Genomic DNA, 12,908 nt, shown 5'->3' with positions numbered 1-12,908 from the left:
CGGCAAGGCCGGCAAGGCCGGGGGCCGTGGGGCCGCCGGACGCGGTGCCGCCACCGGCGCGGCGGGCGCCGGCAGTCGCCGACGCGGCAAGGACCGCGACCGCGAGGCGCGCGAGCGCGACCTGTTCGACGACGGCAACGGCTGGATCGACGACGAGGGCGTGGCGCCCGAGGTCCTCGACTAGCCCGACGAGCCCGACGAGCCGCAGCCGGTGACCAGCGGCAGCCGCAGCACGATCGCGGTGGCGCCGTCGCGGTAGTAGCGCCGGCGCCGGTCGATCTCGACGAACCCGAGGTCGGCGTAGAACGCGATCGCCCCGGCGTTGTCCTCGCGCACCTCGAGCAGCAGCCGGTCAGCGCCCTCGGCGCGGGCGACCCGTCGCACCTCGTCGAGGAGCTCTCGTGCCACGCCCCTACGCCGGTGGGCCGGGTCGACCGCGACGCGCTGCAGCTCGGCGATGTCGGCGACGATGCTGGCGACGGCGTAGCCGATGACGACCGACCCGATCTCGGCCGCCCACCACGTCACGGTCGGCAGCTCGCCGCTCACGCCGGCGGCCACGAGCCCTGGGGACCACGCGTCGTCGCCGAGGTTGTCGGCCTCGAGGTCGGCGAGCGCGTCGGCGTCGGCCGCGTCGGCGACGCGGATCACGAGACCGGCTTCGCCGCGCGCGGGACCTCGGCGTCGGGACGGCGCAGGTAGAGCGGCTCGGGGTCGAGCAGCTCGACGCGCTCCTCGACGACCGCGCGCCCGAGCCACCCGGCGCTGGGCCGGACCGGGCCGACGGCGTGCGGGAACGCGTCGGGGTAGAGCAGCGCGCCCTCCCCCACCACCGGCGCGTCGGTGGCGACGGTGTCCGGGCGGTCGACGGCGGGGCCGCTCGTGCGCGCGCCGTCGGCGTCGTACGTCGCCAGGTAGACCTCCTTGCGGCGCGCGTCGGTCGCGACCACGAAGGACCCGTCGACGACCCCGGTCTCGACGGCCTCGAGGGCGAGGGCGTCGAGGCTGCAGACGCCGTAGACGGGCACGTCGAGCACGAACCCCAGCGTGCGCGCGGTGACCAGCCCGACCCGGAGCCCGGTGAACGGGCCGGGTCCGGCCCCGACGGCCACGGCCGTCACGTCGAGCCGGTCGGCGCCGGCAGCGGCGAGGACCTGCTCGATCAGCGGGGCGAGCTGCTCGCCGTGGCGCATCGTCTCGGCCGACACCAGCTCGGCCACGACCGTGCCGGCGTCGTCGAGCAGGGCCACGGAGACCTGGGGCGAGGCAGTGTCGAAGGCGAGCAGCACGGCGACGACGTTAGGGCATGGCCGCGAACGTGACCTCGACCGAGGTGAGCGGCAGGTGGGCGTCGTCGCCGAGGGACCAGGCGGCGACCCGGCGGACGTGGTCGGCGGGGATCGCGGCCCCGGCCGGCCCGGCCGGGACGTCCCAGGTGGAGTGGGCGTCGTGGGGCAGGACGACGGCGGCACCGCACGCGACCACCCCGCGGGCGGTGGCTGCGACGCACATCTCCGACTGGAGGCCGGCGACCACGACGACCGCGTGCCCGGCGAGGATCCCGGCCAGGTCGGTGTCGACGAACGGGTCGTCGAGCCGCTTGCGCACGACCGGCTCGCCGGCACGCACGTCGAGCACGAGCGCGCGGCCACCCTGGTCGCCGTCGTCCTCGCCGTGGTCGAGCGGGAACCGGGGGTCGGCGTCGCCGACGTCCTGGACGTGCACGACCAGCGCGCCGGCGGCGCGGGCCGCGGCGAGCAGGGTGCGCACGGCCGCGAGGAGACCGTCGACGTCGTGCGGGGGCGGGTCGTGCTCGACGTGGGCACGTTGGACGTCGACGACGACCAGCGCGGTCGCCGGGACGCTCACGTCCGGGCCCACCGCGGACCGAGGCGGAGGATCTCGACGGTGCGGGGGTCGGGCTCGGCGTCGGGGTCGACGCCGGCGGCGGGGTCGCGGCTGATGCGGACCTGCAGGCGCGAGTCGGCGAGGTCCTCGGCGATGCCCTCGCCCCACTCGACCACCGTGACGGCGTCGTCGAAGGCGGTGTCGAGGTCGAGGTCGTCGAGCTCGGCGGCGCCGCCGAGGCGGTAGGCGTCGACGTGCACGAGCTGGGGCCCGGTGCCCCGGGTCGCGTGCTCGCGCGCGATGACGAAGGTCGGCGAGGTCACCGGCCCCTGCACGCCGAGCCCGAGCCCGAGGCCCTGGGTGAAGGTCGTCTTGCCCGCCCCGAGGTCACCGGTGAGGACGACGAGGTCGCCGGGCCGCAGGTCCTGGGCCACCCGCGCCCCGAGGGCCCGCATGTCCTCGGCGGTCGGCACGTGGTGGAAGGACGGCACCGGCCGCACCAGCTCGACGTAGGGCGAGTTGCGGTCGGTCTGGGTGAACCCGCGGTGCGCCCAGAACCCGACCGTGCGCGGCAGCTCCTCGCGCGCGACGACCCGGAGCCAGGCCCGCCCGACCGCGGCCTCGGACGCCGCCTGGATCATCGCGCCGGCCACGCCGTGGCCCTGCGCCGACGTCAGGACGCCGAAGCGGCGCAGGTAGACCGAGTCGCCGACGGCGTCCATGATCAGCGCCCCGACGGGCTCGCCGTCCAGGCGCGCGACGAGGCCGCCGCCGAGCGCGAGCCGGGTCGCGATCGACGACTCGGTCTCGCGCAGCGCGTCGGCCGGCGGGTCGAGCGGCGGGCGGCTGCCGAAGGCCTCGCGCACGATGTCGAGGACGATCGCGGCCGACTCCGGTCCGACGCGACGGACCGTCACCTTCACCGGGCGGCGGCCCGGGTGGTGGCGGCGGTGATCAGCTGGTCCAGCTCGGCGTTGACCTGGTCGTGGCGCTCGATCGGCACCATGTGGCCCGCGCCCTCGCACTCGAGCAGCCGCGAGGCCGGGATGCGCGCGTGGAGCTTGCGGGAGTGGCCGACCGACGTGAGCTTGTCGGCGGTGCCGCAGATGATCGAGACCGGCACGGCGTCGAGCACCTCGACGTGGTCGAACTTGTCGAGGCTGCCGAAGCTCGGGAAGAAGTCGGCGACGACCTCGAACGGCGTGGCCGACAGCATGTCGTCGACGAACGACACGTAGGAGTGGGGTACGTCGCCCCCGAAGGCGAACCGGTGGGTGGCGGCGTTGGCGATGTAGCGGCCCACCCGGCGGACCTGGTCGACGGCACCGTGCCCGACCGCGAGGGTCGCGACGGCCCGCTGGGTCGCGCGGCCGGTGAGCCGCGCGGGCAGCATCGGCAGCAGGATGCGGCTGGGGTCGAGGCCGCCGGCGGTCGTCGAGACCAGCGCGACGCCGATGACCTTGTCGCCGATCAGCTCGGGGTAGTGCTGGGCGAGCGCGCAGATCGTCATCCCGCCCATCGAGTGCCCGACCAGCACGACCGGCCCGTCGTGGACGACCTGCTCGATGACCGAGCGGAGGTCGTGGGCGAGCTGGTCGATCGTCGCGTGCTCGCGGTCGGAGCGGCCCGAGCGGCCGTGGGAGCGCTGGTCGTAGTAGACGGCGCGGACGAGCCCGCGGTAGGCCGCCCGCTGGAAGTGCCACGAGTCGAGGTTGAGGCAGTAGCCGTGGATGAACACGAGGGTGACCGGCGGGGTGCGGCCCTGGCCGCGCGCGGGCTTGCCGTCGACGTCCTCGACCTCGACGTGGAGCGGGAGGCCGTCGTCGGCGACCACGGTGACGGGGCTCGTGCGCAGCGACCCGAACGGCACGCTCTCGCCGGCGTCGAGGCTCACCGAGCGCTGCTGGCGCAGGATCCCGACGGCGGTGCCGGCGGCAGCGAGCCCGACGGCGCCCCCGATCGAGCCGAGCAGCCAGCGGCGGCGACTGGTGGTCACGACGCCCCTCCCGGCTGTCCGACGACTTCTCCGACGTAGCGACGGGGCATGCGTCCTCCGATGCGCGTGACGATCTCGTAGTTGATGGTGCCGCAGGCCTCGGCCCAGTCCTGGGCCGTGGCGCGCCCGTCGCCGGGCGGTCCGAAGAGCACGACCTCGCTGCCCTCGGGCGGGGTGTCGCCGCCGAGGTCGACGAGCACCTGGTCCATGCAGACGCGGCCGCGCACGGCCCGGCGCTTGCCGTCGACGGCCAACTCGAGACGGTTGCTGCCCGCGACGGGCACGCCCTCGGCGTAGCCGGCCGGGACGAGGCCGACGGTGGTGCGCTCGGGGGCGGTCCACGTGTGGCCGTAGGACACGGCGTCGCCGGCCTCGAGCTGCTTGACCAGCGCCAGCTCGGCGCGCACGGTCATGGCGGGGCGCAGGTCGGTGCCGTGGGCCACGGTGGGCGCCGGGTCGAGGCCGTAGGTCGCCAGCCCGACCCGCACGGCGTCGTAGCGGGCCTGCGGGCGCAGGATCGCCGCGGCCGAGTTGGCGAGGTGGCGCAGCTCGGGCTCGAGGCCGATCGAGGCGGCCAGCGCGAGGGCGTCGTCGAAGGCCGCCTGCTGGGCGTCGTTGGCCGGGTGGTCGGGCTCGTCGGCGCACGCGAAGTGGGACCAGATGCCGGTGACGGTCCAGGACCCCGCCTCCTCACCGGCCCGGGCGCGGGCCAGGAAGGGCTCCCAGTGGGGCCGGGAGGCGCCGCCGCGGTGGAGGCCGGTGTCGACCTTGAGCTGCACGCGCGCCGGGGCGCCGACGTAGGTCGCGGCGGCAGCGATCTCGTCGAGCTCGGCGACGGAGTAGGCGGTGAGGTCGACGTCGGCGCGGATGGCGTCGTCGTAGTGCTCGTCCGGGACGGTCAGCCAGGTCAGCAGCGGGCCGGTGTCGCCGGCGGCCCGCAGCGCGCGCACCTCGTCGAGGGTCGCGACGGCCAGCCACTCCGAGCCGGCCTCACGGGCGGCGCGGGCGACCGGGAGCATGCCGTGGCCGTAGGCGTCGGCCTTGACCACGGTGATCATCGCGACGCCGGTGAGCTCGCGCAGGGTGCGCACGTTGTGGCGCACCGCGTCGAGGTCGACGACGATCTCGGCCCGGGTCATGGGCTCGATTCTCGCAGCAACGCCCGGACGGTCGTCGGCAGCGCGCGCGCCACGTCTCCCGCGGTGATCGGACCGCCGGCCGAGGCGGTGGTCGCGGCGGCCCCGTGCAGCCACGACCCGACGCTCGCGGCGTCGAACGGCTCGAGGCCGGCGGCGGCCAGGGCGCCGACCAGCCCGCCCAGCACGTCGCCGGCTCCGGCGGTGGCGAGCCAGGGCGTGCCGGTCGTGGTGGCGCGGACGCGGCCGTCGGGGTGGGCGACGAGGGTGTGGCGGCCCTTGAGCAGCACGACGCAGCCGTAGGTGTCGGCGGCGATGCGCGCGTGGGACAGCGGGCGGGCCTCGACCACGTCACGCTCGACGTCGAGCATCCGGGCGAGCTCGCCGGCGTGCGGGGTGAGGATCGCGTCGGCGCCGATGCGTCCGTCGCGGGGTGCGTGGACGAGTGCGTCGGCGTCGACGACGGTCGGTACGCCGTCCGCGAGAGCCTCGGCCAGGGTGCCGGCCGCCCCGTCGCCGCTGCCCGAGCCCACGACCCACGCCTGCACCCGGCCCGCGCCGACGACCTCGGGGTGCTGCTCGCGCACGAGGTCGTGGACGGCGTCGTCCCCGACGTAGCGCACCATGCCGACCAGGCCGCAGCTCGCGCCGCCGACCGACAGCAGGCCGGCGCCGGGATAGGTCTCGGAGCCGGCGCGGACGCCGACGACGCCGCGGGAGTACTTCTGGGCGTCGCCGACCGGGCGCGGCAGCAGGGCCGCGACGTCGGCGGCCTGGAGCGCCTCGACCGCCGGGGCGAGGAGGTGGGGGCCGAGCCCGATGTCGACGAGGTGCACCGCCCCGCACGCGGCCGCCGCGGGGTCGACGAGGTGGGCGACCTTGTGGGTGCCGAAGGTGACGGTGAGGTCCGCGCTGACGTGCGCGCCGTCGAGCTCGCCGGTGTCGACGTCGACGCCGCTCGGGGTGTCGACGGCGACCAGGGGCACGCCGGCCAGGCCGGCGAGCGCGGCGGTCGCCTCGGGCCGGAGCCCGGGCCGCCCGCCGATGCCCACGACGCCGTCCACGACGACGTCGGGACGGTGGGCGGGAGCCGACGTGGTCGACGTACCACCGGCGGCGCGCAGCGCGGCGAGGCCGGCGTCGTGGGCGTGGTCGGACAGCAGCCATGCGGTGACCGCGACGCCGCGACGGGCGAGCACGGCGCCGGCGTGCAGCGCGTCGCCGCCGTTGTCGCCGGAGCCGACGAGGAGCAGGACCCGGCGCCCGTAGGTGCCGGGCGCGAGCAGGTCGAGCACGGCGTGCGCGAGCCCGTGCGCCGCCCGTTGCATCAGGACGCCGTCGGGAAGGGTCGCCATGAGGGCCGCCTCGGCGGCGCGGACCTGCTCGACCGTGTGTGCCTGCCTCACCGGCCCCACCGTAGTGGCGGGGCCGGTGGGAGCGGGCTCAGCGTGGTCTCAGCGCCGCACCCGGACCGTGGTGGACCGGGTGCTCGCGACGAACGCGGCGGTGGGCACGTAGGTCACCTTGAGGCCGTAGGTCCCCGGGGTGCGCCGGGGCAGCGTCACGGTGACCGTGCCGCCGACCAGGCGCCACGGGAGGTTGCGCACCAGCTTGCCGCCGTAGGTGACCCGGACCGCGCCGGTGGGCGTGATCCCCGGGGCGCGGACGCTCACCACCGCCTGGGGTCGCACCGACGACCGTGGGCTGGCGGGCTTGACGGCCACCGTCGTCGTCGAGATCGCCCGGAGCACGGTGCGCCCGGCCGAGGGCGCCAGGCCCGGCGCGTGGTCCTCGAGCGTGCCCGTGACCACGACCGACAGCCTGCTGCCGAGGTCGGCCGGCGTGATCGTGTACGTCGGGCCCGTCGCGCCGGCGATCGGGCTGGTGCCGCGCAGCCACTGGTAGTCGACCGCCACGCCGTCGAGGTCGAAGACCGTGTCGGTGGCGACGACCAGCTGGCCGACCCGGGCGGTGCCGGCGACCGTCGGCAGGGTGGTCGCGACCGGCGCCGGCAGCAGGTCGACGGAGACCGGGGTCGAGCCGACGGGCGCCACGGTGGCGCTCGTCAGGTCGGCGGCGACGCTCACGAGGTTGCCGGCGGTGACGTCGGTCGTGCCCTGGCCGGTGGCGGTGAAGGTGAGCGTGGCCAGGGTCGTCGGGCCGGTGGTGGCCGGCGAGGAGCCGAGCTCGGAGCCGACGAGCGAGACCGTGCCGTCGCCGGCCTCGACCGCGCTGTAGGGCATCGCGGCGGTGGTGGTGGCGCCGTCGTACTCGAGGACCTCGGGGTCGAAGCCCAGGTCGAGGTCGTAGGCGTAGAGGTCGGCGGCCGCGTCGGCGGCGACCGTGACGGTGACCTCGTCCCCGATCTCGACCTCGGCGTCCGAGACGGTGACGGTGTAGCCGTCGACCCGCTCGACGACGGCACCCTTGGGCGCGGGAGCCGGAGCCGGGGCGAGCGCCGGGTAGAGCGGCGGCGTCGTGCGGTGCCGGGTCGCCTGCTCGTAGGCGTAGGTCATGGCGATCAGGTCGCCCTCGGAGTAGTTGCGCCCGAGGAACTCGAGGTTGACGCCCGCGCCGGGGAACGTCTCGCCGGTGGCCGACTGGCCCATCGGCACCGTGACGGCCGGCATCCCCGTGTTGGGGCTGAGCCGCAGGTTGGTGCTGAAGGTGCCGTAGGGCGTGCCCGACGGGTAGATCAGCGCGTCGAGGTCGTTGCTGTCCAGCAGCCCGGTGGTCAGCGACTCGCCGGTGGCGATCGCGGTGCCGTGGGTGCCGATCCAGGTCTCGTACTGCGCCTGGGTGACGTTGTTGCGCTGCGGGTACGTCGTGGCCGCGCGGCTCGGCACCAGGCGACCCGAGGCGATGATCGAGGTGAGGTCGCGGGTCGCGACGTCGGGGTCGAGGTGGGCCCCGATGTAGGTGTTGAGGTCGTGCTTGAACTCGTTGGTGCTGCCGCTCGCCTCGTTGAGCGTCGGGTTGAGCGCCGTCGTGGTGATCGGGACGACGGTCGCGCCGGCCGCCGTCAGGTCGGCGACCGCCTCGGTGAAGAGCCGGTTGGCGGCGGCGTTCTGGGCCACCGTCGGCACCATGCTGGTGACGTAGCCGAAGGTCCGGCCCTCGAGGGCGTCGGGGTCGAGGTACTCGGTGTAGGACGCCGGCACCTTGCCGGTCTGCTCCGAGGTGAGCGGGTCGTCGGGGTCGACGCCGACGACGGCGTCGAGGGCGATCGCGGCGTCGGAGACCGTGCGTGCGATCGGGCCGCCGGTGTCTTGGCTCAGCGCGAGCGGGACGATGCCGTCGCGGCTGGTGAGCCCGACCGTCGGGCGGATGCCGACGAGCTGGTTGTAGGACGCCGGCACCCGGATCGAGCCGCCGGTGTCGGTGCCGAAGCCGATGGCGCCGAGGTTGGCCGCGATCGAGGCGCCGGTGCCGCCGCTGGAGCCGCCGGCGGTGCGGGCGAGCTGGTAGGGGCTGGCGACGAGCTTGCTCGACCCGGCGGGGACGTTGGTCGTGTACTCCGACGCGAAGCCGAACGCGAACTCGTCGAGCGTCGCCTTGGCCAGGATCACCGCGCCCGCGTCGCGCAGGCCGTCGACCATGAACGCGTCGTCCGCGGTCTGGTTGGTCTCCCAGCTGCCGTGCCCGGCGCTGGTCGGCATGTCGAGGGTGTCGTAGTTGTCCTTGAGGATGATCGGGATGCCGTCGACCATGCTCCGCGGCCCGCCGTTCGCCGCGCGCAGCGCGTCGCTCTCAGCGGCCGCCGCCAGCGCGGCCGGGCCGCCCGTGGTGATGATGGAGTTGAGCGCCCGGGCGTGGGCGCCGTCGACGAGCCCGTCGTACGCGGTGATGCGGTCGAGGTAGGCCTGCGTCAGCTTGACCGAGGTCGTCACGCCGGCGTTCATCGCCTTCTGCATGTCGACCGCCGACGACTCGAGCAGGTCGAACGGACCGTCGTCGTAGAGCACCCGCTGCGCTGCGTCGGCGACGTCGGTCATGGTGATGACCCCGTCGGCGTCGTAGTCGGCGGCCGCCACCGCCGCCCAGCCGGCGTCGGCCGCCACGGTGCCGAGGGCCGGCACCAGGAGGTCGAGGTCGGCGTCGGTCAGCTGGTCGTCGCCGGTGAGGTCGCCCTCGGTGAAGTACGGCGCCAGGTAGCCGCCTCCCCCGGTCGACACCCGCGCCGCCACCTCGGCCGGGGCGGACGTCGGCGTCGTCACGACCGCCATCGTCGCCAGTCCGAGCGTCCCCGCCACTGCTGCTGCCCACTGCCTGCGTGTGCTCACGCACGTCCCTTCGTCGTCTGTCCCTGGAGCCCGAGACGGCGACCGTAGGCAGCCGATGTTTCGGGACCGGGTCGGACGGCGGCGCGGCCGGTTACGACTCTCGGTCCCCGGGTGGGCACGCCCGGTGACTGGTCAGGTGGTTCCGACCGTTGTCAGGGGTTGCAACCCCTGACAAGGGTCGGAATCCCCGGCCGGCCGGGGAATCCGACACCCCCCGGGGGGTATCACGACTCCAGCACCACGACCGCCGACGCGATCCCGGCGTCGTGCGAGAGCGACACGTGGACGTGCGCGACCCCGAGCTCGTCGGCCCGGGCCAGGACCGTGCCCCGGAGCTCGAGGCGCGGGCGCCCGGACTCCTCGGAGAACACCTCGGCGTCGTGCCAGGCCAGCCCACCGGGCGCGCCGAGGGCCTTGGCCAGCGCCTCCTTGGCGGCGAACCGCGCGGCCAGCGACGCGGGCTGCTTCGTGGCCTCGGCCGGCGTGAACAGCCGGTCGAGCAGGCCGGGCGTGCGCTCGAGGGACGCCGCGAAGCGGGCCAGGTCGCACACGTCGATGCCGACCCCGATCACCGCCACGACGTCACTCGACCGTCACCGACTTGGCGAGGTTGCGCGGCTGGTCGACGTCGTGGCCGAGCAGGGTGGCGAGCTCGCAGGCGAAGAGCTGGAGCGGGACGGTGGCGACGAGCGGCTGCAGCAGGACCGGCACGCGGGGCAGGCGGATCAGCACGTCGGCGTAGGGCTCGATCTTGGTGTCGCCGTGCTCGGCCAGGCAGATGGTGCGGGCGCCGCGGGCGCGGACCTCCTGGATGCCGCTGATCATCTTCTCGTGCAGCTGGTCGCGGCCGCGGGGCGGGACGACGCACAGGACCGGCAGGCCCTCCTCGACCAGCGCGATCGGGCCGTGCTTGAGCTCGCCGGCGGCGAAGCCCTCGGCGTGGAGGTAGGCGATCTCCTTGAGCTTGAGGGCGCCCTCGAGGGCGACCGGGTAGCCGGCATGGCGGCCCAGGAAGAGCACCGACCGGGTGCCGACGTGGTCCTCGGCGAGGTCGTAGACCTGCTGGGCACCGGCCAGCACGGACTCGATCTGGGCGGGGATGGCCTCGAGCTGGGACATCACCTCGTCGATCTCGTCGCCGTAGCGGGTGCCCTTGACCTGGGCCATGTAGAGCGCGAGCAGGTAGCAGGCGACGAGCTGGGTCAGGAAGCCCTTGGTCGAGGCGACCCCGATCTCGGGCCCGGCGTGCGTGTAGATGACGGCGTCGGACTCGCGCGGGATCGTCGAGCCGTTGGTGTTGCAGATCGCGAGCACCTTGGACCGCTGGGTGCGCGCGTGACGGATGGCCTGCAGGGTGTCGGCGGTCTCGCCGGACTGGCTGATCGCGACGACCAGCGTGGAGTAGTCGAGGATCGGGTCGCGGTAGCGGAACTCCGACGACAGCTCGACCTCGACCGGGATGCGGGTCCAGTGCTCGATGGCGTACTTGGCCACCATCCCGGCGTAGAACGACGTCCCGGCCGCGATGATGATGATCTTGGAGATGTCGCGGATCTCGTCGTCGGCCAGCCGCATCTCGTCGAGCTGCAGCAGCCCCTCCTGAGACCGGCGGCCGAGCAGCGAGTCGGCGACGGCCTTGGGCTGCTCGAAGATCTCCTTGCGCATGAACCAGTCGTGGCCGTCCTTCTCGGCGGCCGACAGGTCCCAGTCGACGTGGTAGCGCCGGCCCTCGGCGGGGCGTCCCTCGAAGTCGGTGATCTGGACGCCGTCGCGCGTGATCACGACGACCTGGTCCTGGCCGAGCTCGAGGGCCTCGCGGGTGTGCTCGATGAACGCCGCCACGTCGGAGCCGAGGAAGTGCTCGCCCTCCCCCACGCCGACGACCAGCGGGCTGTTGCGGCGCGCCGCGACGACCCGGTCGGGGTCGTGCGCGTCGACCGCCACGAGCGTGAACGCGCCCTCCAGCACCTGGCAGACGCGCTGCATGGCGGTCGTCAGGTCGACGCCGGACTCGACCTGCAGCTCGACGAGGTGGGCGACGACCTCGGTGTCGGTCTCGGAGACGAGCACGTGGTCGTCGGCCTCGAGGCGCGAGCGCAGCTCGGCGAAGTTCTCGATGATCCCGTTGTGCACCAGCGCCACCCGGCGCTCGTGGCCGAGGTGGGGATGGGCGTTGACGTCGTTGGGCGCCCCGTGGGTGGCCCACCGGGTGTGCCCGATCCCGGTGTGCGACGCCGGCAGCAGGTCCTCGGCGAGGACCTTCTCGAGGTTGGCCAGCTTGCCGGCCTTCTTGGCCTCGGCGATCCGGCCCCCACCGCCCTCGGACGGTACGACGAGCGCGACTCCGGCGGAGTCGTAGCCGCGGTACTCGAGGCGCCTCAGCCCCTCGACAACGACCTCCTGGGCCTGCCTCGGCCCCACGTATCCGACGATGCCGCACATGGCCGATGACTGTACGGGGCGCGTCTCGCCATCAGGGGGCGCCACGGCGACTTGGGACAATCAGCACCAGACCGAAGTATCAAACACTAAGTTCGCGTCATGCGGACACGATGGGCGCCTGCCCTGTCCATCCTCATGATCCTGATGTCGGCCTGTCGAGGCGCTCCCGAAGCGACCGACATGTCCCGTCCGACCACGTCGCCCGCTTCGAACTCTACCGAAGCCGAGCCCACCGGGGACGCCACGAGCGCCCCAAGCCCGCCGACTAGCACCATGCCGAGCACCCCGCCGCGAGACCCACCTGCGGGCGGGGTTGGGCCGGCCCTGACGTCCTTATCGGACCTGGCATCGCTCCCGCCAGATGGAAAGGATGTGAGGTACGTGCAAATCCTGAAGGAGACTCCAACGCTGCAACGTTTCGAGGTGACCTACAGCAGCGCTGGGCACACGATCTCGGGCACACTGACCCGCCCAACAGGAAATGGCCCATTCCCCGCGGTCGTCAGCAATCACGGATACCTCCCTCCCGGGGACTACCAGGTCGGCAATGGCTTGGCGACCGAAGAGCTCGAGCTGGCCGAGGCGGGCTTCGTCGTGCTGCACCCCGACTACCGCGGCTATGGTCTTTCGGACCCGTTGCTGCCCTTCGAACAGGAACTTCGGCTGGTTTACACACAGGACGTGGTCAACGCCGCTGATGCGCTCACCACACTGGCGTTTGTCGACCCGACGCGTCTAGCCCTGCTCGGGCGGTCGATGGGCGGCGCCCTGGCCATCAACGCGCTCGTCACCCACCCCGGGCTCGTCCAGGCGGCAGTAGTCTACGCGCCTCTCAGCTCGGACTTCCTCGAAGGCTCAGCACTCCTCGACCGGCTCGGGCCCGAGACCTTGTCCACCGTTCTCAACACGTTCGGCACACCCGAATCCGCCCCTGACTTCTACCGAGGGCTGTCGTCCAGATACTCATTCGACAAGATCACGGAACCGCTCCTAATCCAGCACGGGACGGCTGACCGAACCTGCCCGCTCCGGTGGAGCGAGAAAACTCAACGGCTTCTTGTAGCGGCCGGAATTACCTCCGAACTCGTCGAATGGCCCGGCGAGGACCATGTCTTCGTACGTTCGGCCGGGCCCGCTCTTGCCCGAACGATCGCATTCTTACGCGACAAGCTCGACCTCCCTCCGTCGTAGCAAGTCAGCGCC

Annotated in this window: 12 protein-coding genes; 2 read left to right on the top strand and 10 right to left on the bottom strand. The window is 73.7% G+C overall.

The window, feature by feature from the left end:
* On the top strand, positions 1-184 hold a 184-nt coding region (locus tag Q7T52_RS01100; protein WP_304798771.1), incomplete at its 5' end, for a hypothetical protein.
* Here the strand turns inward: Q7T52_RS01100 and rimI are convergent.
* The 10 genes from rimI to glmS all read right to left on the bottom strand — a co-directional run bounded on the left by rimI (position 181) and on the right by glmS (position 11,705).
* Complete coding sequence (rimI, locus tag Q7T52_RS01095; protein WP_304798768.1) at positions 181-651, bottom strand: ribosomal protein S18-alanine N-acetyltransferase; 471 nt, start codon at positions 649-651, stop codon at positions 181-183. The two genes, Q7T52_RS01100 and rimI, sit on opposite strands and share 4 nt — an antisense overlap.
* A complete protein-coding gene (gene tsaB, locus Q7T52_RS01090) occupies positions 648-1,289 on the bottom strand; it encodes a tRNA (adenosine(37)-N6)-threonylcarbamoyltransferase complex dimerization subunit type 1 TsaB (RefSeq protein WP_304798765.1) in 642 nt (213 codons plus the stop codon). Before tsaB ends, rimI begins: the two co-directional genes overlap by 4 nt.
* Before the next feature lie 10 nt (positions 1,290-1,299).
* The gene (locus tag Q7T52_RS01085; RefSeq protein WP_304798762.1) at positions 1,300-1,869 is read right to left on the bottom strand and encodes an isochorismatase family protein; all 570 of its coding nucleotides are present in this window, start codon (positions 1,867-1,869) and stop codon (positions 1,300-1,302) included.
* A complete protein-coding gene (gene tsaE / locus Q7T52_RS01080) occupies positions 1,866-2,765 on the bottom strand; it encodes a tRNA (adenosine(37)-N6)-threonylcarbamoyltransferase complex ATPase subunit type 1 TsaE (RefSeq protein ID WP_304798759.1) in 900 nt (299 codons plus the stop codon). The genes Q7T52_RS01085 and tsaE overlap by 4 nt, the downstream gene beginning before the upstream one ends.
* A 2-nt stretch (positions 2,766-2,767) precedes the next feature.
* Positions 2,768-3,844 (bottom strand): alpha/beta fold hydrolase, encoded by a 1,077-nt coding sequence (locus tag Q7T52_RS01075; protein ID WP_304798756.1) that lies wholly within the window; start codon positions 3,842-3,844, stop codon positions 2,768-2,770.
* Positions 3,841-4,983: an alanine racemase gene (gene alr, locus Q7T52_RS01070; RefSeq protein ID WP_304798753.1), complete on the bottom strand. Its 1,143-nt coding sequence runs from the start codon at positions 4,981-4,983 to the stop codon at positions 3,841-3,843. Before alr ends, Q7T52_RS01075 begins: the two co-directional genes overlap by 4 nt.
* A complete protein-coding gene (locus Q7T52_RS01065; RefSeq protein WP_304798750.1) occupies positions 4,980-6,386 on the bottom strand; it encodes a bifunctional ADP-dependent NAD(P)H-hydrate dehydratase/NAD(P)H-hydrate epimerase in 1,407 nt (468 codons plus the stop codon). The genes alr and Q7T52_RS01065 overlap by 4 nt, the downstream gene beginning before the upstream one ends.
* Positions 6,387-6,434: 48 nt before the next feature.
* Entirely contained in the window at positions 6,435-9,263 is a 2,829-nt protein-coding gene (locus tag Q7T52_RS01060; protein ID WP_304798747.1) for an amidase family protein, read from the bottom strand.
* Positions 9,264-9,487: 224 nt separating this feature from the next.
* Entirely contained in the window at positions 9,488-9,841 is a 354-nt protein-coding gene (locus Q7T52_RS01055; protein ID WP_304798744.1) for a holo-ACP synthase, read from the bottom strand.
* Positions 9,842-9,845: 4 nt separating this feature from the next.
* A complete protein-coding gene (gene glmS, locus Q7T52_RS01050; protein ID WP_304798741.1) occupies positions 9,846-11,705 on the bottom strand; it encodes a glutamine--fructose-6-phosphate transaminase (isomerizing) in 1,860 nt (619 codons plus the stop codon).
* A gap of 381 nt (positions 11,706-12,086) precedes the next feature.
* Here glmS and Q7T52_RS01045 point away from each other — a divergent pair, with 381 nt between their 5' ends.
* Positions 12,087-12,896, top strand: a complete 810-nt coding sequence (locus Q7T52_RS01045) for a S9 family peptidase (RefSeq protein WP_304798738.1) — start codon at positions 12,087-12,089, stop codon at positions 12,894-12,896.
* Positions 12,897-12,908 lie beyond the last annotated feature (12 nt).

Source organism: Nocardioides sp. (assembly GCF_030655615.1).
GTDB lineage: Bacteria > Actinomycetota > Actinomycetes > Propionibacteriales > Nocardioidaceae > Nocardioides.
This window is presented reverse-complemented; position numbering and strand designations above follow the sequence as displayed.

Bases quoted from the DNA above. Each gene is read 5' to 3' on its own strand.
- alr (WP_304798753.1), bottom strand. From the start codon at position 4,983: ATGACCCGGGCCGAGATCGTCGTCGACCTCGACGCGGTGCGCCACAAC.
- glmS (WP_304798741.1), bottom strand. From the start codon at position 11,705: ATGTGCGGCATCGTCGGATACGTGGGGCCGAGGCAGGCCCAGGAGGTC.